The sequence below is a fragment of the Mesobacillus persicus genome (assembly GCF_900109925.1).
GTDB classification, from domain to species: Bacteria; Bacillota; Bacilli; order Bacillales; family Cytobacillaceae; genus Mesobacillus_B; species Mesobacillus_B persicus.
In genome coordinates this window covers 14,732-37,377 of sequence record NZ_FOBW01000026.1, presented here as the reverse complement: position 1 = coordinate 37,377, position 22,646 = coordinate 14,732, and the positions used below count along the sequence as shown (strand labels likewise).

The following is a 22,646-nucleotide window of genomic DNA, read 5'->3' as shown; positions in this document are numbered from 1 at the left end:
TGGTGGCGATAGCGAGAAGGTCACACCCGTTCCCATGCCGAACACGGAAGTTAAGCTTCTCAGCGCCGATGGTAGTTGGGGGACTCCCCCTGTGAGAGTAGGACGTTGCCAGGCGTTTTCCTAATAACATTGTTCCGCAGTAGCTCAGTTGGTAGAGCATTCGGCTGTTAACCGAACGGTCGTAGGTTCGAGTCCTACCTGCGGAGCCATTTTTAAATACCGGCTTCAAGCCTGATCTATGCTTCCATAGCTCAGTAGGTAGAGCACTTCCATGGTAAGGAAGAGGTCAGCGGTTCGAGCCCGCTTGGAAGCTTTGGATTTTATTTAAATCAATATGGCCCCTTGGTCAAGCGGTTAAGACACCGCCCTTTCACGGCGGTAACACGGGTTCGAATCCCGTAGGGGTCACCATCTCTTTTCATATAAGAAAAGCAATTACACTTAGATTAACGGAGGATTAGCTCAGCTGGGAGAGCATCTGCCTTACAAGCAGAGGGTCGGCGGTTCGATCCCGTCATCCTCCACCATAATTTTTTTGCGTAGCGAAAGTAATTCTCAAATGTTACTTTCACAAAGCGAAATAATCTAAAATTTGCCGGCCTAGCTCAATTGGTAGAGCAACTGACTTGTAATCAGTAGGTTGGGGGTTCAAGTCCTCTGGCCGGCACTCTTCGGAGGGGTAGCGAAGTGGCTAAACGCGGCGGACTGTAAATCCGCTCCTTCGGGTTCGGCGGTTCGAATCCGTCCCCCTCCACCATTATAGTTTTACTAGAACTGGACATACTAATACTGTCCTTTTTATTTTGTCCTTGGGCTATAGCCAAGCGGTAAGGCAACGGACTTTGACTCCGTCATTCGTAGGTTCGAATCCTGCTAGCCCAGCCATTTTTTGTGAATCATTCTAATTAATCGTTGGAGACAATCTCGGTTCATTTGAATGCCTTCACTGCAACTTAACATTTAGAGCCATTAGCTCAGTTGGTAGAGCAAGTTTCTTGCTCCTTTGGTAAAATCATCGATGGAAACTTGCGAGAAAGACCGTAAGGTGTTTCGAGCAGCGTAGATGCGCTACCAGGTAATATATTTAGGAGCATTATGTAAGATTAACATTTAGAGCCATTAGCTCAGTTGGTAGAGCATCTGACTTTTAATCAGAGGGTCGAAGGTTCGAGTCCTTCATGGCTCATATAATTTTATTACTCCCTGTTCACAGCGCGGAAGTAGTTCAGTGGTAGAATACAACCTTGCCAAGGTTGGGGTCGCGGGTTCGAATCCCGTCTTCCGCTCCATTTCCCTTAGGGGGCCTTAGCTCAGCTGGGAGAGCGCCTGCCTTGCACGCAGGAGGTCAGCGGTTCGATCCCGCTAGGCTCCACCAATTTACTACATATATTAGCTAAGTCTTAAATCTATGATTTAAGGCTTTTTTTATTTTAACTTTGTTATAGGATATTGTTGTTTTTACTAAATATTGATTGGAGCGGAAATCAACAAACATGTTTAACAGAGCCTTTATTTTAGGACTAGGATATAATTCGACAGATTAAAACCGGTAACGATAAAAGGTTTAACGTTCCCGAAGAGAGAAGAAATGAATTAAAACGGTAACGATAAAAAGCCCAACGCAGTCAAAGAGAGAGTGATAGTCTAAAGCTGAAACGGTAAAACCAACTCACTAAGGTTATTAACTGTTGACGTTGATTGCAGGGGATTCGGCGGACAAATAAGAGAAGAAGCAAATAAGAACTGCGCTAAAAAGCCTCACCTTTAAGTTTCAGAAGTGAAAAACCAGCAGCTTTTCCGCTGCTGGTTTGGTATGCTATGAGCTTTTAGAGGATAATTTATTATAAGTATTTAATAAATAGTCAAGTTTCTTACTTGTTTCAATGACGCGTTGGTCGGACAGGGAAGAGTGTAATGCTAGTTGAACCATTTCTTGTCGGCATCTTTCTATATCTTTCCTAAGAATATGTATGCTCATTTTTTCTTCACCACCACTTTTTATTGGTATATTTATTTTATATCCTATTTTAAGCTTTTTAAACAAACAGAGTAAATATTTGTTAGAATGTTTTATATTGGGTTTCTTTAGTGAAACCTTTTTAGCTATCTGTTCGTAATAAGGGTAGCCGCAGGTAGAGCGGAGGTTAAGAATGGAGACAATCGTTAATTCGCGGATTAAACAAGTTTTAAAAGGTGACCAAAATGCTTATGGGGAAATAGTTGAATTATATAAAGATAAGATTTTCCAACTTTGTTATCGGATGTTAGGAAATCGGCATGAAGCAGAGGATGTTGCTCAAGAAGCTTTTATCCGCGCCTATATCAACATCCAAAGTTTCAAACAGGGTAAGAAATTCTCCTCATGGATCTATCGAATAGCAACTAACTTATGTATCGACCGGATTAGAAAGAAAAAACCGGATTACTTTTTAGATGCAGAAGTACCGGGGACTGAGGGCTTGACGATGTATTCCCAAATTGCTTCAGATTCGGTTATGCCTGAGGATAAACTAGTGCGTTTGGAGCTTCAAGAGACGGTTCAGAAAGAAATCTCGAAACTACCAGAGAAATATAGAGCGGTCATTGTCTTGAAGTATATGGAGGAGCTCTCTCTCAATGAAATAAGCGAAATACTTGATATCCCTTTAGGTACGGTGAAAACAAGAATTCATAGAGGTCGAGAAACCCTTAGGCAGCAGTTAAGGAATTTATAAAGCTGAGGTGAATGAAAGTGAGTTGTCCAGAAAAGTATACTGCTTATATGCATGATTATTTAGATGAGGATATTTCAGAACAGAGGGCACTTGAACTGAGTGAACATATACAGAGCTGCGGGACTTGTGAGGAGCATTTTAAGGAACTAAAAAGGACCATTGCCTTAGTTCAAGGTACTGCTCATATAAAAGCTCCAGAAGGTTTTACTGAGGATATTATGGCGAAACTTCCAAAAGAAAAGCGCAAGGTAGAACTTAATCGATGGTTTAAAAACCATCCGTTTCTTTCGGCAGCTTCCCTGTTCTTTCTCCTTATGGCAGGAAGTTTGTTTTCGAATTGGAATCAAGAGGAGCAGTTCTCCTATTCTAAGCAACCAAATATCCTTGTTGAGAATGATACAGTAATCGTTCCTGAAGGTGAGGTAGTAAAAGGGGACATCCTTGTCCGTAATGGTAAGGTTCAAATTGAAGGGGAAGTTCAAGGAGACGTTACGGTTATCAATGGAGAGATTAGTGGAGAGAAATATCTTGCTGCTGCAGGGAAGGTAACTGGGGAAATAAGTGAAGTGAATGAAATCTTTGATTGGATTTGGTATCATATAAAAACAACGGTCAAAAATACATTTAACATGAATGAGGATGAAGAAAGGTCGCTCCAATAAAGGGGGGCTTTTCTTTTTAGTCATCTTTTACCGCCCGACATTCATAAATGCACCATCTGTTGTGATATAATAATAAAGTTACAAATAAATTTGGTGAGTAATTATTGGTACATTTAGAGTTTTAACTAAACTTTTGGAGGAAAGGTAATGTCGTTTGCTGATTGGGATTTAGTAAATTATATGGCCAATATCGTTGACATTCTCCTCGTTTGGTTTGTCATATATAAAGCGATTGGATATATACGTGGAACAAAGGCGGTTCAATTATTAAAAGGGATTTTTGTTATCCTAATTATTAAATTTATCAGTGATGTTTTTGGGTTAAACACACTTGGTTGGATCATGGAGCAAGCTATAACATGGGGATTTCTTGCGATCATTATCATCTTTCAACCTGAATTTAGAAGGGCACTAGAACAATTAGGTAGGGGACGACTTTTTTCAAGAACAGCTTCTAGTGAGGAAGAGAATGAAGGGAAAATGGTCGAGGCCATTATCAAAGCTACAGACTACATGGCTAAACGGCGGATAGGGGCGCTTGTTTCAATAGAAAGAGAAACCGGGATGGGTGATTATATTGAAACGGGAATTCAACTCGATTCCAAGGTTTCCTCAGAACTATTAATTAATATTTTTATTCCCAATACTCCCCTTCATGATGGGGCTGTGATTATACAAAAAAACCGTGTGGCAGCAGCAGCGTGTTATTTACCATTATCGGAGAGTCCATTTATTTCCAAGGAACTAGGGACAAGGCACCGGGCAGCGTTAGGGATAAGTGAAGTGACCGATAGTATTACTGTTATTGTTTCTGAAGAAACGGGAAATATATCCCTTACAAAAAATGGTGAGCTTTATCGTGATGTTAGCATGGACCAACTTAGGGAGCTTTTGCAAAATGAAATAATATCTATCTCAAAAACAAATAATGCTGCTTCGACCCGATGGAATTGGAGGGTGAAGAAGGATGGATAAATGGCTTGATAACCGATGGTTCTTGAGAGGAGTTTCACTTCTGCTCGCTTTTTTGTTATTCTCCTCCGTTCCGATTACTAATTCGAATAAATCGGGAAATATTAATGTCCCTTCTAATGAAGATACAGAGGTGATTACCGAGGTACCGGTCAACAGTTACTATGATTCGGAAAACCTTGTGGTAACCGGGATACCGGAGACAGTCGATGTTAGGATTCAAGGACCTAGGAATATTGTTCAACAGGCTAGAGCCTTAAGAGATTTTGAAGTTTATGTTGATTTGACCGAATTAGAAATGGGAGAGCATCAAATTCAAATTAATATCAGGGATATTTCTGAGCGACTTACAGTTACTATTGATCCCTCTAACATAACGGTCAATATACAAGAAAGAGTCACAAGGGATTTTAAAGTAAGTGCTGAATTCAACTCAGGAATGATTGCCGATGGGTATGTAGCTGGCTCTCCTAGTATCGAGCCCGATACAGTTCAAGTTACGGGTGCGAAAAATGTAATTGATCAAATTGGTTATGTTAAGGCCAACGTAAATATTGGCGAAGAAACGAAAGATACAGTTACTACGAAGGCTGATGTCCTCGTATTGGACAAGGACATGAACAAGCTTGACGTAACAGTTGAACCTAGTACCGTCGATGTGACCATTCCAATCGAGAGCTCGAGCAAAAAGGTCCCACTTGATATCGTGCCCAAAGGCAACCCACCTGAGGGTGTGACCATTGACTCAATTACCTCCGATGTAAACGAAGCAACGATTATTGCCAATCCTGAAGTTTTAGAGGATGTAAAAAAGGTAAGGGTGGAAGTCGATGTAAGCAATATTACGGAGGATACGGAAGTGACACTTCCTATTATAATTTCAAACGGAGTTGTTGAGGTCTCTCCTGAGACAGCTAAACTCACGATCAAAGTGAAAAAGCAGGAAGAAGTAACACTGTCCAATATTCCGATTACGGTATCGGGACAGACCGAGGATCAAAATATAAATTTTAGAGATCCAGAAAATGGTCGTACTAGTGTTATTGCAACTGGGCAGGCAGAGTTGGTCAATGGTTTGACAGTAGGTGACTTTGAGTTGTTGATTGATGTTTCAGGTTTGCTAGAAGGGGACCATAGTGTTGATATTAGTGTCTCCGCACCAAATAATATAAGTTGGAAGTTAGCATCCCAGAAAGCAAATATTACAATCTCGAAAAAGGAAACGTAACTACTTTACCCGTTAAATGGGTTTATGATATGAGAATATAGGATGGCTCACGCATGAGCCGCTAATAAGGAGCGATTATTAAAATGGGTAAATATTTCGGTACCGATGGAGTACGCGGAGTTGCAAATAGTGAGCTTACTCCAGAATTAGCCTTTCGACTGGGCCGTTTTGGAGGCTACGTACTAACTAAGGATAAAGAACGACCAAAGGTATTAATTGGGCGTGACACAAGAATTTCTGGGCATATGCTTGAAGGAGCATTAGTTGCAGGTCTGCTTTCAATTGGGGCTGAGGTTATGCGCCTAGGTGTTATATCCACCCCAGGAGTGTCATATCTAACAAAGGCCCTCGGTGCTCAGGCTGGCGTCATGATTTCTGCTTCGCACAATCCGGTTGCAGATAATGGAATTAAGTTTTTTGGTCCAGATGGCTTTAAGCTATCAGATGAGCAAGAGTTAGAGATTGAAAACTTGATGGACCTTCAAGAAGATCAATTACCACGGCCAGTCGGATCTGCTTTAGGACAGGTTAATGACTATTTTGAAGGTGGACAAAAGTATTTACAATACTTAAAACAGACTGTGGATGAGGATTTCTCTGGTATTCATGTGGCGCTTGATTGTGCGCATGGAGCTACTTCTTCCTTAGCTATGCATTTATTTGCAGACCTTGATGCAGATATCTCAACAATGGGAGCTTCTCCAAACGGACTTAATATCAATGATGGTGTTGGTTCAACCCATCCAGAAGCACTTACAGCTTTTGTAAAGGAAAAGGGTGCTGATGTTGGACTAGCATTTGATGGTGATGGTGACCGTTTAATTGCAATTGATGAAAATGGGCAAATTGTTGATGGCGATCAAATTATGTATATCTGTGCAAAATACTTAAATGAAGTGAATCGTTTAAAACAAAACACCGTTGTTTCAACTGTTATGAGTAATCTTGGTTTTTATAAAGCGTTGGAAGAAAAGGGGATTAAAAGTATACCGACTGCGGTTGGAGACAGATATGTTGTTGAAGAGATGAAGAAGAATGGCTATAATCTCGGCGGCGAACAATCTGGTCATATTATTTTCCTTGACTACAATACGACGGGAGATGGCCTGCTTACTGGTCTACAGTTGGTAAACATCATGAAGGTTACAGAGAAGCGGCTTTCCGAGCTTGCAGGAGAAATGAAAAAGTTTCCTCAAGTACTAGTGAATGTAAGGGTAAAAGATAAATATCATGTGACCGACAATGAAAAAGTAAGTGCGGTGATTCAACAAGTTGAAGCAGAAATGAATGGGAATGGACGCATTCTTGTTCGCCCTTCAGGTACTGAGCCGTTAGTTAGGGTAATGGCTGAGGCTCCAACCGAAGAACAATGCGAGGAATATGTAAATCGTATTGTTGCGGTAGTTGATCAGGAAATGGGTTTGAAAGAGTAAGCACAAACAAAGACAGAAAGGCCTAAGAGAGCTCTTGTTCTCTTAGGCCTTCTTTTTTGGTTGAATTAAGAATTCTTCTCATTCTTTAATTTTTTATACCATAAGGAATGTCGGTGTTTCACATATTCCTTGTCGACATACCCCGTGAACATGCCAGGAAGCAGTTTGCGATTCGCCTTTATTCCAAAGGCAGCAAGGTGGGCAATGATAAGAAAAATAAGAATAAATGTTGCTGTATTATGAATGGCGGTAGACCAGAAAACAATTGGGTGGGAAACGGAGATAAAGGCTACATTTTTAGCTACTTTTACCAACCCAGTAATAACTAAGGCTAATATAGTCACACCTATAACCGCATAGGCGAGTCTTTGCTCAGCAAGGTATTTTTCACTAGGAGGCTCTTCGCCCTTCGTAATCATTGCCTTAATAATCTTCACGGATTCTTTTCCATCGCCGCGTTTTGGAATGGCATCAAATTGCTTTAGAAGAGTGTGAACAAAGATATGGTAGAATACGATGAAAATGAGAACAATAGCTGCAACGTAATGCATGACTAATGTTAAAGAGTATTCCCCTAGCCATTCAGCTCCAGGCAATTTGGTAATATTGTATCGTTTATACATAGGCATTTGACCAAAGCCACTGATGATTAAAGCAAATATGGAAATAGCGGTAATCCAGTGCACAAGTCGGTTTGATAGGCTTTGACGATATACCTTATTCTGTTTTTTCTTGTTCATGGCTTTTCTTTTGTCCCTTCATTTTGTTGTAAGCCGCAAATCCAGCGGCAGCAAGGCCAGCAACAGGTGCAATCGCTGCACTTAATGCCATTCCACTTAAGGTATCTAGTTTATTCTCAGCATCTACTTCCATGGTAGGACGTCCAGGTTTTTGGTCATTGCTGTCCTTTTTGCTTTGTTTGATTGCTGCATCAATTTTCTCGTATGGGACTTTTGATACATAAAAAGTGGCTGTTCCACCATTTTCTTTATCTCCATAAACATAACCGGAGATTTCATTCGCGCGCTTATAAGCCAGGTCTTTCATTTCTTGCTTTGTCCCAAATGAAATAGCTCCTTTTGGACACGCAGTTACACATGCTGGTTGTTTTCCTTCCGCAAGTAAATCTGCACAGAAGTCACATTTGAACATGACACCGCCACCCAAATAGTCAGGGGCTAAGTTCATGTAAATTCCCACACCTGCTTGTCTTTGAGGGATATCCCAAGGGCAAACATCACGACATTTTGCCCCACCCATACACTGATTTTCATTGATAACGACTGCTCCATTTTTATCCTTTTCAATGGCACTAAATGGACATAAACCAGCACAAGTTGGGTTGTCACAATGCATGCAGCGGCGAGGAACAAATACTTCCTCACTTTTCCCATCATGTTCGACAGTTACTTGATCTACAAACGTCCAGTTGTATGGAGTTAGTCGTTTCGTATTATCCTGTTGATCAGACCAATCCTCAAACTTTTTCTGCGGCCAATAGGGTTTTAATTCGCTTTGGTCGACTTTAGGAAATTTATCAGCATTTTTAGTTCGGCACGCTAATACACATTCAGGTGTGTTCTTTGCTGCACAACCATCACATATGCTCAGGTCAATGATTGTCCCCTTTTCATCCATTTTTTTATCCGCTGCAATCACCTTATCCGTTCCAGTTAAGATGACTGTTCCCACGGCAAGGGCTCCTCCAGACCTTTTAATAAACTCCCGCCGGGATACTTCATTTGTTTGCATTATATAGCCTCCTACTAAATACCCATTAGGGTATGTAAATTCGTTTCTTTATTTATACTATATGGGGTATAATGAAAACAAGCCTAATTGTGTAGTCTCCGTACTGAAAATTTTTTGTTGTTCACAGAAATGTCACGAAGAGAGATAAGACGGAGGGAATTAGGAAAAAGTAAGAGAGAAAATAAAGGAGGAAATTTTGATGGAGTTTCATTTTACATTAGAGACAAATAAAACAGTGGACCAGGCAATTCAATCGCTTGAAACTAATCTAAAGGAAGAAGGATTTGGAGTATTATGGACGTTTAATATTAAAGATAAGCTAGAAGAAAAGGGCTTCAGTTTAGATGAAGAGTTTTTTGTCCTTGAGGTGTGCAACCCTAAGGAGGCAGAGAGGGTGATTAAAGAAAATAAATTAGTCGGTTATTTTCTCCCTTGTAAAATTGTTGTTTACAAAGAGAACGGACAAACAAAGATTGGAATGCCAAAGCCAACGGCTCTGATAAGCGTAATTGACAATCCGCAGCTACAGGAAATGGCTAAAGATATTGAAGTGAGGTTAATAAGCTGTTTAGAAAAAAGTGCATAAAAAAGAGAAGGTGTTAGCTGGTTACATATTAGCTAAAACCTTCTCTTTTATTTTAGGTAGCTGAGTTTGCGTTCCCAGCAATAGAATCTCATTTCTGAAAGAGTTTTCTAAACTTGGCTATAAATGTTTCTTTGGGTTGTGGATATTCCTCAAGTTCTAAATCATAGAATTGGTATCTGTTTTTCCCTTTACTTTTGGCTACATACATTGCTTTATCTGCATGATCAATTATCGAATCAATATCTGTCCCATGCTCAGGATAAATAGAGATGCCAATACTCGGAGTAACCCTTGCCTCTTTTTCTGATATATAGTAAGGATTTGCAATGTTCACTATGATGCGGTCTGCAATTTCTTCTACAGTATCCTTACTAGTCTCCTCAAAGACAATGATAAATTCATCGCCACCTATTCTCGAGACTAAATCTTCTTCTCGCACACAGGCATTTAATCGTGTAGCTACATCTTTTAAAAGAGCATCTCCAGTCTCATGGCCGAGAGTATCGTTAACCGCTTTAAAGCCATCCAAATCTAAAAACATAATCACAAATTCATGCTTTGTTCTTTTTGCTCGTGACAGAACTTTATTTAAATGACTTTTTAGCATCAAGCGGTTAGGTAGTTCTGTTAAGGTGTCATAGAAAGCCATTTGGGCTAAGTTTTCTTCTTTAACTTTACGTGCAGTCGTATCGATAATGATACCTGTAACTCGCTCAAGCTCTCCTGATTCATTAAAGGTGGATTCTGTACGTAGTTCATTCCAGCAAATTTCCCCACTTGCCTCTACTGTTCTAAATTCGAAACGAACCGCTTGTCCAGCAAGCCATTTCTCTTTTCTTTTATAAAAGTTAACTTTGTCTTCAGGGTGTATTTTGTTTTCGAAAGCTTGTATCCCGTCAAGCTGGTCTGTTGTTAGCCATGTGTCTGTTTGAATATTTACGTTGAAAACAAAGGCATCTAGGTGATCAACAAGAAATCTATATTCTGCTAGACTGTCCCGAATTTGTTTATTCGTCGCTTTTAAGGTAGTCATTTCATTTCTTAAGTTAGTGTTTGAAGCCTCCAAATCCAAATGCTGCTCTGACAAATTTCTTATCTGGCGGTTGGCTATAAAAACCATACTAAACAATGATAGAACAAGCAGAAAAATTAGAATCTCCACCCACCAAGCATCTTGAAAAAAATAAGGTAGCGGCAAGAGTAAAATAATCAGGAAAGTACTTGCTGTGATCATGGTCCTGTTTAAGGTCAATTTTTTCTCACATCCATAGTAAGGTTACTTTAAGAGTAGCATATAACCAAGCATGTTTATCAACAATTTTCGACAATTGCTCTAACTTTACCTGGTAAATTTAGCCGGCTCACCTAGGATGAAATTCAAACGCATCGCGATAGTTGTGTGTTATTATATAAAAGAATTTTATTAGGGGGTTACTATATTGTCTTGGCAACACTGGGTTTCATATACAGCCTTAACGAATATTGGGATTACAGTAGGTATCCTATTTATTTTCCTGATTTTTAGAAAGATCTTTTCGAAATACGTTTTCAAGGTATTATTATGGCTAGTGAAGAAAGCACCAAGTAGCTTCTTCTCTCAAGTTATGCTAGCTTTTGAAAAACCAATGCAATGGGTGTTCATTGTTCTTGGGATTTATGTATCCGCCGATTATAGTCATTATCTGAATGAAGATAATCATCTATTTTTAAGCTTCATGCGTTCTTCGCTTATTTTCCTTCTAGGCTGGGGATTGTATAATTTAGCGTCTTCTTCGTCCTTGTTTTTTACGAAAATGAATACTAAATACAGTATGGAAATTGATGAAATTTTAATTCCGTTTATATCCAAAGCAATAAGAGTCATTATTGTGGCGATTTCCTTTACCATTATTGCACAAGAATTTGGTTATAATATTAGCGGTTTCGTTGCAGGATTAGGGATTGGCGGACTGGCAATTTCTCTTGCAGCAAAGGATGCATTAGGTAACTTGGTTGGAGGAGTTGTCATTATTACAGAGAAACCATTCTCCATAGGCGACTGGATCATGACACCTAGTGTGGAAGGGACAATTGAGGATATTAGTTTTCGTAGTACAAAGGTAAGAACTTTCGCACAAGCACTAGTCACGGTGCCGAATGCAACCTTAGCGAATGAAAATATTACAAACTGGAGTAAAATGGGGAAAAGGCAGGTATCTTTTAATTTAAGAGTAGCCCACGATACGCCTAAGGAAAAACTTGAGAATGTTGTTAAGCGGATCAATTACCTGTTAAAAAACCATGAAGGAATCCACCCAGAGACCATATTAGTAAACTTTGATAAATATCAAGAAAATGGCTTTGATATTTTCTTATATTTCTTTACTAATACAACCAATTGGGAAGAGTTTCTTAAGGTTAAAGAAGAAGTTAATTTTGAAATTCTCGATATCCTAGATAATGAGAGCGTTAGCCTTGCATTACAAAGCAGAAAGCTGTACTTGGGCCCAGAAATGGAAAACCAAGTGAAGTTCGTAACTGAAGAGGGCTCATAAAGGATGCTCGTATGAAAAGCTTCATCTTAGATGAAGCTTTTTTCTGTATTCTTTTTCTTCATGCTATTGGTTAGGTACAAAACCATTCGTTTATGATATGATATTTTAAATGAAAATATTGGTGTGAATGGATAAAACTACATAAGGGGGATATCATGAGGGCACGAGTAAGAAGAAACAACACAATTTCATTCGAAAGATTGAAGGATTTTTTTACAACCGTTCTATTACACCTTAGTTTTTATGCCTTCATCATTTTTCTTGTTATGTTTTTCATCAATAATTTTTCATAGAAATGCCTTTTGATCAACGAATAGCAGAAGCGCCTTTTAAATGTAAAAGGCGCTTCTGCTATTCGTTGAAAACATGTAATTTTTATGATGGTAGCGGATGCTATAAATGAGTCCCATCCCTAACATATTTCCCATTAATGAACTCCCTCCGTAGCTAATGAAAGGCAACGGGATACCAGTGATTGGTAAAAGTTGTATCGTCATCCTAATGTTTTGAAAAACATGAAAGGCAATCATACATATGACCCCCGTACAGATGTAGGTATTAAAAGAGTCGTTCGTGTCAACCGCTGTTCTAACTAAATGGTAAATGAGGAAGAAGAACAGGCTGATGACAATGCTTCCACCGATAAAGCCATACTCTTCACCGATGACGCTAAAAATGAAGTCGGTATGACTTTCAGGTATATAGACGGTATATAGACAGTCCTTTCACCTAAGCCTTTACCAGTGATTAAGCCTGAACCAGATAATGATTTAGTTAAGGTTTGTTTTACTATAATTTGAAAGACGAAGATATAATCAATAATGTTTCCGGTTTCTTTATAGTAAAATAAAAGAAATGAACAATGAAAAGGCACCTGGGTGCAGAATAAACTAATAAATTTGAGGGGGGACCACTATGAAAAGAAATCGTTCTGATAACCAGGAACTCCTATATATCCATTTAAATGATCGGGATCAATATGTATTGTCTTGCGGAATAAGCTTTTTTGAGTTTGCTCGTTCCCTATCTGATTCAATAAATTATTTACTTTTATTGAAACACCAATTCGATGATGGTGATTTTAATAGTCACACATTTCTAAATTATGTCCCTGAGGATAAGTTAGCGAAGCTTATGAATGAGGATGTATCGAGCTATGGTGATTTTTGCTGGCTTGATTTTGAAGAATTGGAGGCCTTAAATGTTCTTTCGGCTCAGGAACTAGCAGAGATCCTCTATTTAGGGCACACAAAACATCATCTAAAGATCCCATTCTACAATCAGCTCGGAAACCGCTATGCCTACTTGGCGCATGATGACGGTTGGTTTAACAAAGTATATTACCGAAATATTAACGATTTTTATCGGATGCTAAGCCAAGTAATCCCCGGGAAAATCACGATGCTTAAATCGGAGAAAAACCTTCTAGGATTACGGAGAAAGCGGGAGTATCCAGTCATGAGCAAAGATATCCTAAAGGCATTAACCCCTGTATTTAGAGAAGGCGCGGTTTTTTCACTGAAGAACATCGAACAAAATAGAAATCGGTTAGAACTGCCTATTTGGGTAATCGGCGATTTTACGAATATCGATGACATGTATGAAGAGTTCTCAGAAATCAGTGAAAATCCTCCAGACGGCCGTTTAGTGTTTGATAAAAAGCTGAAGGAATGGAGTCTTGTTGCTGACTAATACTGTTTACTTTCTTTTATCACTACATAATATTGATAGAAAAAGCTCTGTTTTCATGATAGGGTTTATTTTCTTTGGTGCATGTAAATATGTTGTAGAAACGCAAGGAATATAGCAAAAAACCAGTATTTATACTTGTGAAAAAAGAAACCGCTTTAGACCAGTTGACTAGGTCTATGCGGTTATTTTATTAGGCTGCTTTATATGATGCATTTTAGGTTAATGAGAACATCGGGCCAACCCTGTTGACGAAGTGGAAAGCACAAAACGTCCTCGATAATGAACTATACTCCTTCGAATGTGGGCTGATTTAAAAATGTCATAGTGTCCTGTGAGAGTGGAAGGGAACATAGGACTAATCTACGTACTAAGCTCGATGAAGATGAAACCGGAGGAACCAGGCCAGAAATCATCTTCATAAGCCAGATGTAGACCTACCTGTTCGAATTTGTGGTTTTTAATCAAGCTCATGACAACATACAATAATTGAAGGATAAGACCGAAGTCGCTTTAAATAATTGTAATAAGAATGTATCCTAACTTAAATAAGATAGTGTTAAAATAGAAAAAGTGATTGATGAACTGGAGGTTCTATATTATGAAGAGAAAAATCGGGTTACTTTATGGCGGGAAATCAGCAGAGCATAAGGTATCCATGCAAACAGCTCTTGCTGTAACGAAGGCATTGAATTATGACAAATTTGAAATACATCCTATTTATATAACCGAAGAAGGCGAATGGATAAAGGGAGCACAGTTGAATGCACCTGCAGAAAACGTAAAAGCGCTTGAGTTCACATCGAATACCCTCCCTTCCCCTGAATTCAGTCCAACGGTTTTTAAGGCGGAAGAGGGACCTCTTGATGTTATCTTTCCTCTTTTACATGGACCAAATGGAGAGGATGGAACTGTGCAAGGAATGCTTGAATTACTAAACCTTCCTTATGTCGGGAATGGAGTACTTGCCTCGTCTGCGGGCATGGATAAAATTATTATGAAAAATATTTTTGCACAGGCGGGCCTTGCACAAGTTAACTATTTATCTTTTATTCGTAGTGAGTGGGATAGAGACCAAGATAACGCTTATGATCAGGTGGAAAATGATCTTGGCTATCCGTGTTTTGTGAAGCCGGCTAATTTAGGGTCAAGTGTTGGAATTTCAAAGTGCTCAAGTCGGACAGAACTTGTTGAGGCTTTTAAGGAAGCCTTTCAATTTGACCGTAAGATTATTATCGAGCAGGGTGTTACGGCAAGAGAAATTGAAATCGGTGTGTTAGGCAATGACGATGCTGAGTGTTCGGTTGCTGGTGAAATTGTACCGAAAAAAGATTTTTATGACTATAAAGCGAAGTATGAAGACGGGGACACTGGCCTAGTCATCCCGGCAGAAATTACGACTGAACAGTATGAAACTCTGAAGGAATTGGCAATAAAGGCTTATAAGGCTTTAGATTGTTCAGGGCTAGTGAGAGCAGACTTCTTCTTAACATCGGATGGGAAATTTCTTATCAATGAAGTCAATACCATGCCAGGGTTTACGCCATTTAGCATGTTCCCACTAATGTGGAAGCATACAGGAGTAGAATATCCTCAGTTGATTGAACGCCTTGTGGATTTGGCCATAGAACGTCACAAAGAGAAGCAAAAAATCAAGTATACATTTTAACTATGTGACACGGGTCAGGGGCAGTTCAACTCCCTTATCCGTGTTTCGTTATGTAATTGAAAATTGGCAGGCTTAGGAGGAAGAACAGTGATTCAAAAATCGCTTGGTACTATTGCGACCATGATTCAAATTGAAAATGACCTCACTCAATATGGCGAAGTGCAAATTAATGGGGTTTCAATTGATTCCCGTAACATCGAAAAAGGAAATTTATTCGTCCCCTTTAAGGGAGAAAAGGTGGATGGGCATCGATATGTGGAGGATGCCATTAGTAGAGGTGCTTCTGCGGCTTTTTGGCAAAAGGATGTACCTAACCCCCCTCTACACCTCCCACTCCTGATCGTCGAAGATCCATTAACTGCTTTGCAGGAACTTGCTAGGAGTTATCGTAATCAGCTAAAAACAAAGGTACTTGGTATTACTGGAAGCAATGGAAAGACCACGACAAAGGATATCGCAGCAAATTTGCTTGGTATTAAATATAACGTAAAGAAGACGGAAGGGAATTTTAATAACCATATTGGTCTTCCATTAACAATTTTGCGTCTTAGTGAAGATACAGAAATTGCTGTGTTAGAGATGGGCATGAGCGCTAGAGGAGAAATTGAATTTCTAACCAAGCTCGCTCAACCAGTTGCTGTGATTATCACAAATATTGGCGAATCTCATTTACTTGATTTGGGCTCTAGAGAAGCAATTGCAGATGCAAAGCTTGAAATCATCCAAGGATTAAAAAGTGGTGGCGTCATTATTTACCATGGGGATGAACCTTTATTAACGGAGCGGCTGGCATCTTATAGTGGAAACGGTCGATTGTTGACCTTCGGAAAATCGGAGGAAAATCTTTTGTATCCCGTAAAAGTTGAACAAACTTCTACAGGTAGCACCTTCGTCATAAATCAAAGTAGTCAGCCCTTTCAATTGCCAGTTCTTGGGAACCATAATATTCTGAATGCTCTTTCCGCAATGCTAGCTGCTGAGTTTTTCGGGATTCCATTCGAGAGGATGAATGAAGGTTTTTCTGAGCTTAAATTAACCAACATGAGAATGGAATTATTGGAAGGTTCTCGTGGGGAAAGTATTATCAATGATGCTTATAATGCAAGCCCAACATCTATGAATGCGGCAATAGAACTCATTACAAATCTTAAGGGCCATAAAAGAAAGATCCTTGTTTTAGGCGATATGCTCGAACTTGGACCAAAAGAAGAAGAGTACCATTATCAGGTTGGCCTATCATTAAATCCTGAACAAATTGACTATGTGTTTGCCTATGGACAATTAGCAGCTTTTATTGGAGATGGGGCAACAAAAGCTCTAGGTAGGGACCGGGTTTTTTCATACGATGATAAACAAGAACTGATTGAGAAGCTAAAGTCGGTTGTTACGAGTGAATCGCTCGTGCTTGTAAAGGCTTCTCGAGGAATGAAGTTAGAAGAGGTAGTAACAACTCTACAAAGTGAATAATGAAAAGCCTCTGACCATAAAAGTCAGGGGCATTTTTAAAAGAAAAGAAAGTATAAAAGTTTTAACTTAGAGAATTGTCCAGCTCCAGCGCCCTAGCGGCTAGTGTCCTTCACTCTCCGAGTAAAATCGGCTTTTGGATTTTACCGCCCTACGATAAGTCAAGCACGAATGCGCTTCGCTCTTCGTGTTTCCTTTGCCGCGTTCTAACGGGCAGTAGCTGCTCAACTGCCCGTAAGAACCCGGTTGGCTCAACTAACAATCAGCGGGAAGTGCGCTCGCTGATTGAAGGTTCGCCTTATCTCAGTTGGAGAGCTCCAGGCCATACGCCGCTGACCAGGGCGCTTGCGCTTTTTTTTGTGTGAAATAATAAAAAGTGGGGAACAATTAAAGAAGAAAAGGATGCTTTATGATTTGCGATTTAAAACCTTTTGTTAGAAAATAAAGTTTAGGGAGACCCGGTTTAATGGCTGTTTACGCCTATAAATGCGTGTTAAGTTCAATATCTGAGGCTCAGGACAGAACGCAATAGATTGCATTCACTTCCAACAGGTGGTAAGATTAACATCAAGTGTCTACGTAAGAAAATCCTGTAAAATGACAGGCTCTTTCGTATGGGAGATGTTTTTTTGCACTACTTTGAGGAATGCTCCTGACGAACAGCCTCATTTGGACTCTCGCTATGCTCTACACCAAATCCTCCACTAAGGTGTACGATATTTCCAGATAAGGCTATTTTGAGAAAAACTTAAACAGCCACTTAAAAAGGATAAATACTTGAACAAGAAAAAGGAGAATGAACAAATTTGACATTGTTTGAAGAATTGGGCATAAGCCCAGCCACATTAAAGTCATTGAAAAAAATGGGTTTTGAAGAGGCGACACCGATTCAGGCCGAAACGATTCCGTTGAGTCTGCAAAATAAAGATTTAATCGGTCAAGCACAGACTGGTACAGGAAAGACAGCAGCATTTGGAGTACCTCTCATTGATAAAATTGAGAAGGAAAAAAACCACATTCAAGGGATTATTATTGCCCCAACTCGTGAGCTTGCTGTACAGGTATCAGAAGAACTTTATAAAATCGGTTCGGGTAAAAGAGTTGGCGTCTTAGCAATTTATGGAGGGCAAGACATCAATCGCCAGATTCGTGCGTTGAAAAAAGGTCCGCATATTATTGTTGGAACACCTGGACGTCTTCTAGATCATATCAACCGGAAAACGATTAATTTGGAGAATGTCCATACAGTAATCTTAGATGAAGCAGATGAAATGCTTAACATGGGATTCATTGAAGATATTGAAAGCATCCTAGCAAAAGTACCTGTAGAGCGTCAAACGCTCTTGTTCTCAGCAACAATGCCTGGACCAATTCAAAAAATTGCCGAGCGATTTATGAAAGATCCTCAGGTAGTCCGCGTTAAAGCACGTGAAATGACTGTACCTTTAATTGAACAATATTACGTTGAAGTTCAAGAAAAGACTAAGTTTGATGTCTTAACAAGACTTCTTGACATTCAGTCACCTGAACTAGCGATTGTTTTCGGACGAACAAAGCGTCGCGTTGATGAACTTTCTGAAGCCTTAAACCTACGTGGTTACACAGCTGAGGGAATTCACGGTGACCTTTCTCAAGCTAAAAGAATGTCAGTTCTTCGTAAATTTAAAGAGGGTAATATTGACGTCCTCGTTGCTACGGATGTAGCAGCACGTGGTCTTGATATTTCTGGGGTTACCCATGTTTATAACTTTGACATTCCTCAGGATCCAGAAAGTTATGTTCACCGTATTGGTCGAACTGGTCGTGCAGGAAAAGCTGGAATGGCCTTAACATTCGTTACCCATAGGGAGAAGTCTTATCTTGCTGTTGTTGAAAAAACAACAAAGAGACGTATGGAGCGTATGCAGGCACCAACCCTTGACCAAGCCCTTGAGGGACAGCAAAAAGCGGTTCTTGATAAAATCGTTCAAACGATTGAATCAAATAACCTACAGTATTACCGTCAGACTGCAGATGAATTACTCCGTGACCACGATCCTGTCACTGTAGTGGCTTCTGTACTAAAAATGTTAACAAAAGAACCTGATACAACTCCTGTAAAATTGACAGAAGAAAAGCCTTTGCCAAATCGTGGGCGCGATAAAAAGCCTCAGGATCGCAGAAGAAGTCAGGATTATAACCGCAATAAAAGTAGTCATAAGCCTCGTACGGCGACGAAGAGAACTGGTGGCAAGCCATCATCTTCTCGCTCACCGAGATAAGTAGCTTGTGAAAGAGAGCATTCCTTTGGAATGCTCTCTTTTTAGGTTGTGCTAAAAGTCGAAGTTTCTTATGAGTCGGTTGATTTCCGTTCCAGGCACGAGGTTGCCTCGAAAGTACAGGAAAATGTAAACCGAAATGTAATCCTTTTTGCATTATGCAGGGCAACTAGTAATAAGATTGAAAAATATGATAATTAGGAAGGGAGCATTCCCTTGCATTTTCGTTTTTAGGAAGTTTAAAACCATTTTGCCTTCTTTGTAGCGGTTATTTAGGTATGAATCTCTAATAGGCGGAGAATTTCCGGTTAATGTAATAGAGGAAGCTAAAAAAGCGAAAATAAGCGGAGAATATCCGGTTAACAGCTCTAAATAATTCAAAATTCAAAGGTTTGGATAATATAAGCGGAAAAACTCCCCTTAATTCAAGGGAAATATGGGTATTTCCCAATTTAGCCGGAATTCTTCCGCTTATTATTCATACCCTGTCAAATTACCACCGAAATACAGGAGAGCCTAATCTTAATTTCGATATATCATTTTGCATTACATTTTTAAAGTTTGCGTTAGTTAATGGAACCCGATACCGCTTATCACAGCTTTTTTTATGATTCCATAGAAATAAGGCATACTACGGAGTAAAAGCCCAAAGGTACTTTAAGGGGGAGATTTAATGACCATAGTGAAACTTGGTTATGTGGCAATGAGTGTTGAGCTTCAAAATTGTTCACCATCACAGACCATGACTTTTAAACAATTCCAGGCAATCAAGGACCGCGAAGCTGCAATTCGAAAGCTAGAACGGATTGCTATTTCAAATTTGGAAAATTGTTTGCGTTTATTAAAGCATAGCGTAGCGAATGATATTACTTTCTTTCGGTTTAGTTCGCGGCTAATTCCGTTAGCAAATCATCCAGAATTATCTGACTGGAAGTATTTAAAGTCTTTAAAAGAACCGTTAAAGGCTTTATCGGAGTACATACAAGCGAACTCTATGCGGGTTGATTTCCACCCAGATCATTTTGTTCTTTTAAATACAACAAACAAGGATACGTTAAATAATTCAATTAAAACGCTATCCATGCATGAAGCACTGTTGCGTGGAATGGGAGTTGACCCTGAGCATCGCTGTGTCCTTCATGTAGGCGGGGCTTATGAAGATAAGGGAAAGGCCCTTGAACAGTTTATCCATAACTGGGGGCTCCTCCCTCGAAGTTTACAGGCATTGATTATGTTGGAGAATGATGACACCACTTTTACATTAAATGATACACTCTACCTTTGTGAAAAATTGGGTATTCCGCTCGTATTTGATTATCACCACCATCTCGCCAACTTTGAAAATGAAGATGATTGGGAAACCCATTGGGAAAGGGTGGTTGGAACCTGGGAACATTCTCCCCTTCCTATTAAGATGCATATATCTAGCCCAAGGAACGAGAAGGAATTTCGGGCACATGCCGACCACATCGATCCGGCAATGTTCAATCGCTTTTTACAAAAAATAAAAGGGACAGTCCCGGAAATACACTGCATGATTGAAGCGAAAAAGAAGGATGAAGCACTGTTCAAACTTAGTGAAGATCTTAGGGGAATGGAAGGAATCAAGATGATGAACCAAGCTAGTTTCATGTTGGAATGAAAATTCTCACTGAAAGAAAGAACCTTCCATTTCCTGTTGGGCATAAAAAAGGTATACATCATCTTCATTTCTAAAAATAATGTATACTGATAGAGTACATAAAATGGGAAATCAGGAGGAATGGATATATGATTCCTGAGCCGCAAACGAGAATTTCGGAGCGCGCATTGGTGGTATGGAGAATTTCTGGGGGGATCTCCTCGTTGATTATCTGCCTAGTGGCAGGGGGACTGATTACTTTAGGTGTTATTTTTGACTGGCTATTTTGGATTATTGGAGTCATTCTCTTCATTGCCTTGACTTATAGCTATGTAATGATTTTCCTCCTTCCTAAGTTGCGGTGGAAGAGATGGCGTTATGAGGTAAGAGAACAAGAGATTGAACTGCAACGCGGTGTTTTTATTATTAAAAGAACGCTTATCCCAATGATAAGAGTTCAGCATGTTGATACACAACAGGGTCCGCTTTTACGTAAGTATCAACTTTCAACTGTGATGATTTCAACAGCAGCTACGGTCCATGAAATCCCAGCTCTTGATATGCATGAAGCCGAGGAGTTAAGGCGATCAATCTCAAGTCTGGCAAGGGTGGCGGACGAAGATGTCTGAGCCAAAACGACTGCACCCGATTGCAGCTGTCGTTAATATGCTGCGGCAACTAAAAGAATTGATTGTTCCTTTAATTGTCTTTGTGGTCTTTGGAAGTAGTGGCGATGGCGGGAATCAATTTTATCTCATTGCTGTGGCTGGTGGGCTTTTCCTCGTCTTTATTTCGGGTATTATTTTTTGGTATCGATTTACTTACAGAGTCGAGGATGGGGAATTAAGAATCGAACATGGGCTTTTTGTCCGTAAAAAGCGGTATATTCCTTTTGAACGGATACAGAGCCTTGATGTATCCGAAGGGTTATTGCAACGTCCCTTTGGACTTGTCAAAGTGAAGGTTGAAACCGCTGGAGGAGCTGGTGCAGGGGAGGCAGAAGCCGTCTTGACTGCTATCAGAAAGAACGAGGCAAACGAAATACACGACCTTCTTGTGAAACTAAAAAAGTCTACACATGCTGTTGAAGAAGGCGAGCAAATTGATAGCAAGGAAACAGTTATTTATAAGATTTCTTCTAGCGAGTTGCTTCTACTTGCTTCCACATCAGGAGGGGTAGGTGTTGTTATTTCAGCAGTCTTTGCTTTCTTTCTTCAGTTTGAGGAATTTATACCCTTTGATCGTGTTTTCAATGAGGTAGAACACTTTATCTCAAGTGGACTTGTATTTATTAGCATTATCATCTTTTTAGGATTTCTGCTAGCATGGGCGATATCTGTGGTGGGTACAATGCTAAAGTATGCCAATTTCACTCTTAAAAGAGTAGATGATGATTTAATTATTACGAGGGGGCTACTTGAGAAACGCCAATTTACGATTCCAATAAAGCGCATTCAGGCTGTTCGGATTAGTGAAAACTTACTTCGCCAACCAATAGGAATGGCTTCGGTATTCGTAGAAAGTGCAGGTGGTTCAGCGCTAAATGAGGAAAGTTCAAAGGTCCTCATTCTCCCCATCATAAAAAAACAGAAAGTTGCAAGGCTACTGGAACCCTATCTGGATGATTATCAGCTAAATTCAGAGCTCCACTCTGTTCCAAGCCGGGCATATATTCGCTATTTGCTAAAAGGATGGTTTATTGCTATTCCCATTGTACTCGTCGTTGTTTTCCTGTTTAGGCCATGGGGATATTTTTCGATTGCCCTCCTAGTAGCCTCTGCGTTATGGTCATGGCTTGAGTATAGGGACGCGGGCTGGAGTCTGTATGATGGATTGTTGACGTTAAGGTTCCGGACAATTGTGAAAAGTACGGTCTTTATGAAACGGGAAAAGGTACAGTCATTGACAATCAAACAAAGTCATTTTCAAACTCAAAAAAGGCTTGCAACGATTGATGCAGTGGTAAAATCCGGTCACGGTGGATCCGGAGGAAAAGTGTATGATCTTGATTGGGAAGATACAAAGAAGATTTATAATTGGTTTTCGCGTAAAGAGGATTGATAA

At 39.8% G+C, this 22,646-nt stretch carries 18 protein-coding genes, 10 tRNA genes, 1 rRNA gene and 1 pseudogene; 25 read left to right on the top strand and 5 right to left on the bottom strand.

Annotated features, from left to right (window positions below; translation table 11 throughout):
• From rrf to BMX30_RS22005, 11 genes are all read left to right on the top strand, one after another.
• Positions 1-114, top strand: a 5S ribosomal RNA gene (gene rrf / locus BMX30_RS22055); the annotation flags it as partial.
• A gap of 19 nt (positions 115-133) precedes the next feature.
• Positions 134-209, top strand: a tRNA-Asn gene (locus BMX30_RS22050).
• Between the two features lie 31 nt (positions 210-240).
• Positions 241-313, top strand: a tRNA-Thr gene (locus BMX30_RS22045).
• 23 nt (positions 314-336) lie between these two features.
• A tRNA-Glu gene (locus tag BMX30_RS22040) sits at positions 337-411 on the top strand.
• Positions 412-451: 40 nt separating this feature from the next.
• Positions 452-527 (top strand) — tRNA-Val (locus BMX30_RS22035).
• 67 nt (positions 528-594) lie between these two features.
• Positions 595-667 (top strand) — tRNA-Thr (locus tag BMX30_RS22030).
• Between the two features lie 6 nt (positions 668-673).
• Positions 674-757 (top strand) — tRNA-Tyr (locus BMX30_RS22025).
• Between the two features lie 53 nt (positions 758-810).
• Positions 811-885, top strand: a tRNA-Gln gene (locus BMX30_RS22020).
• 228 nt (positions 886-1,113) lie between these two features.
• Positions 1,114-1,186, top strand: a tRNA-Lys gene (locus BMX30_RS22015).
• Between the two features lie 28 nt (positions 1,187-1,214).
• A tRNA-Gly gene (locus tag BMX30_RS22010) sits at positions 1,215-1,289 on the top strand.
• Between the two features lie 10 nt (positions 1,290-1,299).
• Positions 1,300-1,375: transfer RNA gene (locus BMX30_RS22005), tRNA-Ala, on the top strand.
• Positions 1,376-1,816: 441 nt separating this feature from the next.
• Here BMX30_RS22005 and BMX30_RS22000 read toward each other — a convergent pair.
• Entirely contained in the window at positions 1,817-1,978 is a 162-nt protein-coding gene (locus tag BMX30_RS22000; protein WP_090750375.1) for an aspartyl-phosphate phosphatase Spo0E family protein, read from the bottom strand.
• Positions 1,979-2,150: 172 nt separating this feature from the next.
• Between BMX30_RS22000 and sigW the strand changes: the two genes are divergently transcribed.
• From sigW to glmM, 5 genes are all read left to right on the top strand, one after another.
• A complete protein-coding gene (gene sigW / locus BMX30_RS21995; protein ID WP_090750373.1) occupies positions 2,151-2,714 on the top strand; it encodes an RNA polymerase sigma factor SigW in 564 nt (187 codons plus the stop codon).
• Between the two features lie 17 nt (positions 2,715-2,731).
• Complete coding sequence (locus BMX30_RS21990; RefSeq protein ID WP_170843973.1) at positions 2,732-3,376, top strand: anti-sigma factor family protein; 645 nt, start codon at positions 2,732-2,734, stop codon at positions 3,374-3,376.
• 147 nt (positions 3,377-3,523) lie between these two features.
• The gene (gene cdaA / locus BMX30_RS21985) at positions 3,524-4,351 is read left to right on the top strand and encodes a diadenylate cyclase CdaA (protein ID WP_090750370.1); all 828 of its coding nucleotides are present in this window, start codon (positions 3,524-3,526) and stop codon (positions 4,349-4,351) included.
• A complete protein-coding gene (locus BMX30_RS21980; protein ID WP_090750369.1) occupies positions 4,344-5,576 on the top strand; it encodes a CdaR family protein in 1,233 nt (410 codons plus the stop codon). Before cdaA ends, BMX30_RS21980 begins: the two co-directional genes overlap by 8 nt.
• Before the next feature lie 83 nt (positions 5,577-5,659).
• Positions 5,660-7,009: a phosphoglucosamine mutase gene (gene glmM, locus BMX30_RS21975; protein ID WP_090750367.1), complete on the top strand. Its 1,350-nt coding sequence runs from the start codon at positions 5,660-5,662 to the stop codon at positions 7,007-7,009.
• 65 nt (positions 7,010-7,074) lie between these two features.
• Here glmM and BMX30_RS21970 read toward each other — a convergent pair whose 3' ends face one another.
• Positions 7,075-7,749, bottom strand: coding sequence for a formate dehydrogenase subunit gamma (locus BMX30_RS21970; protein ID WP_090750366.1), 675 nt, complete (start codon positions 7,747-7,749; stop codon positions 7,075-7,077).
• Positions 7,727-8,761, bottom strand: coding sequence for a 4Fe-4S dicluster domain-containing protein (locus BMX30_RS21965; protein ID WP_090750364.1), 1,035 nt, complete (start codon positions 8,759-8,761; stop codon positions 7,727-7,729). The genes BMX30_RS21970 and BMX30_RS21965 overlap by 23 nt, the downstream gene beginning before the upstream one ends.
• Positions 8,762-8,960: 199 nt before the next feature.
• Between BMX30_RS21965 and BMX30_RS21960 the strand changes: the two genes are divergently transcribed.
• On the top strand, positions 8,961-9,347 hold the full coding sequence (locus BMX30_RS21960) for a DUF302 domain-containing protein (RefSeq protein ID WP_090750362.1): 387 nt from the start codon (positions 8,961-8,963) through the stop codon (positions 9,345-9,347).
• An 88-nt stretch (positions 9,348-9,435) separates the two neighbouring features.
• Here BMX30_RS21960 and BMX30_RS21955 read toward each other — a convergent pair whose 3' ends face one another.
• Positions 9,436-10,509, bottom strand: a complete 1,074-nt coding sequence (locus BMX30_RS21955) for a GGDEF domain-containing protein (protein WP_170843972.1) — start codon at positions 10,507-10,509, stop codon at positions 9,436-9,438.
• Between the two features lie 277 nt (positions 10,510-10,786).
• On the opposite strand from BMX30_RS21955, the gene BMX30_RS21950 reads away from it, so the two are divergent.
• Positions 10,787-11,881: a mechanosensitive ion channel family protein gene (locus BMX30_RS21950; protein ID WP_090750358.1), complete on the top strand. Its 1,095-nt coding sequence runs from the start codon at positions 10,787-10,789 to the stop codon at positions 11,879-11,881.
• Positions 11,882-12,210: 329 nt separating this feature from the next.
• Here the strand turns inward: BMX30_RS21950 and BMX30_RS21945 are convergent.
• Positions 12,211-12,659, bottom strand: a pseudogene (locus BMX30_RS21945) (FtsW/RodA/SpoVE family cell cycle protein); the annotation flags it as partial.
• A 137-nt stretch (positions 12,660-12,796) separates the two neighbouring features.
• On the opposite strand from BMX30_RS21945, the gene BMX30_RS21940 reads away from it, so the two are divergent.
• The 7 genes from BMX30_RS21940 to BMX30_RS21910 all read left to right on the top strand — a co-directional run bounded on the left by BMX30_RS21940 (position 12,797) and on the right by BMX30_RS21910 (position 22,643).
• On the top strand, positions 12,797-13,573 hold the full coding sequence (locus BMX30_RS21940; RefSeq protein WP_090750356.1) for a hypothetical protein: 777 nt from the start codon (positions 12,797-12,799) through the stop codon (positions 13,571-13,573).
• Between the two features lie 598 nt (positions 13,574-14,171).
• Complete coding sequence (locus BMX30_RS21935; RefSeq protein ID WP_090750355.1) at positions 14,172-15,239, top strand: D-alanine--D-alanine ligase; 1,068 nt, start codon at positions 14,172-14,174, stop codon at positions 15,237-15,239.
• Between the two features lie 87 nt (positions 15,240-15,326).
• On the top strand, positions 15,327-16,706 hold the full coding sequence (locus BMX30_RS21930) for a UDP-N-acetylmuramoyl-tripeptide--D-alanyl-D-alanine ligase (protein WP_090750353.1): 1,380 nt from the start codon (positions 15,327-15,329) through the stop codon (positions 16,704-16,706).
• Between the two features lie 803 nt (positions 16,707-17,509).
• Entirely contained in the window at positions 17,510-18,964 is a 1,455-nt protein-coding gene (gene cshA, locus BMX30_RS21925; protein ID WP_090750351.1) for a degradosome RNA helicase CshA, read from the top strand.
• A gap of 670 nt (positions 18,965-19,634) precedes the next feature.
• Positions 19,635-20,603: a UV DNA damage repair endonuclease UvsE gene (gene uvsE / locus BMX30_RS21920; protein WP_090750349.1), complete on the top strand. Its 969-nt coding sequence runs from the start codon at positions 19,635-19,637 to the stop codon at positions 20,601-20,603.
• A gap of 128 nt (positions 20,604-20,731) precedes the next feature.
• Entirely contained in the window at positions 20,732-21,211 is a 480-nt protein-coding gene (locus BMX30_RS21915; RefSeq protein WP_090750348.1) for a PH domain-containing protein, read from the top strand.
• The gene (locus BMX30_RS21910; RefSeq protein WP_090750346.1) at positions 21,204-22,643 is read left to right on the top strand and encodes a PH domain-containing protein; all 1,440 of its coding nucleotides are present in this window, start codon (positions 21,204-21,206) and stop codon (positions 22,641-22,643) included. The genes BMX30_RS21915 and BMX30_RS21910 overlap by 8 nt, the downstream gene beginning before the upstream one ends.
• Positions 22,644-22,646 lie beyond the last annotated feature (3 nt).

Coding starts and splice junctions, on each gene's coding strand:
- BMX30_RS22000 (WP_090750375.1), bottom strand. CDS start 1,978: ATGAGCATACATATTCTTAGGAAAGATATAGAAAGATGCCGACAAGAA.
- sigW (WP_090750373.1), top strand. CDS start 2,151: ATGGAGACAATCGTTAATTCGCGGATTAAACAAGTTTTAAAAGGTGAC.
- cdaA (WP_090750370.1), top strand. CDS start 3,524: ATGTCGTTTGCTGATTGGGATTTAGTAAATTATATGGCCAATATCGTT.
- BMX30_RS21980 (WP_090750369.1), top strand. CDS start 4,344: ATGGATAAATGGCTTGATAACCGATGGTTCTTGAGAGGAGTTTCACTT.
- glmM (WP_090750367.1), top strand. CDS start 5,660: ATGGGTAAATATTTCGGTACCGATGGAGTACGCGGAGTTGCAAATAGT.
- BMX30_RS21970 (WP_090750366.1), bottom strand. CDS start 7,749: ATGAACAAGAAAAAACAGAATAAGGTATATCGTCAAAGCCTATCAAAC.
- BMX30_RS21965 (WP_090750364.1), bottom strand. CDS start 8,761: ATGCAAACAAATGAAGTATCCCGGCGGGAGTTTATTAAAAGGTCTGGA.
- BMX30_RS21960 (WP_090750362.1), top strand. CDS start 8,961: ATGGAGTTTCATTTTACATTAGAGACAAATAAAACAGTGGACCAGGCA.
- BMX30_RS21940 (WP_090750356.1), top strand. CDS start 12,797: ATGAAAAGAAATCGTTCTGATAACCAGGAACTCCTATATATCCATTTA.
- BMX30_RS21935 (WP_090750355.1), top strand. CDS start 14,172: ATGAAGAGAAAAATCGGGTTACTTTATGGCGGGAAATCAGCAGAGCAT.
- uvsE (WP_090750349.1), top strand. CDS start 19,635: ATGACCATAGTGAAACTTGGTTATGTGGCAATGAGTGTTGAGCTTCAA.
- BMX30_RS21915 (WP_090750348.1), top strand. CDS start 20,732: ATGATTCCTGAGCCGCAAACGAGAATTTCGGAGCGCGCATTGGTGGTA.
- BMX30_RS21910 (WP_090750346.1), top strand. CDS start 21,204: ATGTCTGAGCCAAAACGACTGCACCCGATTGCAGCTGTCGTTAATATG.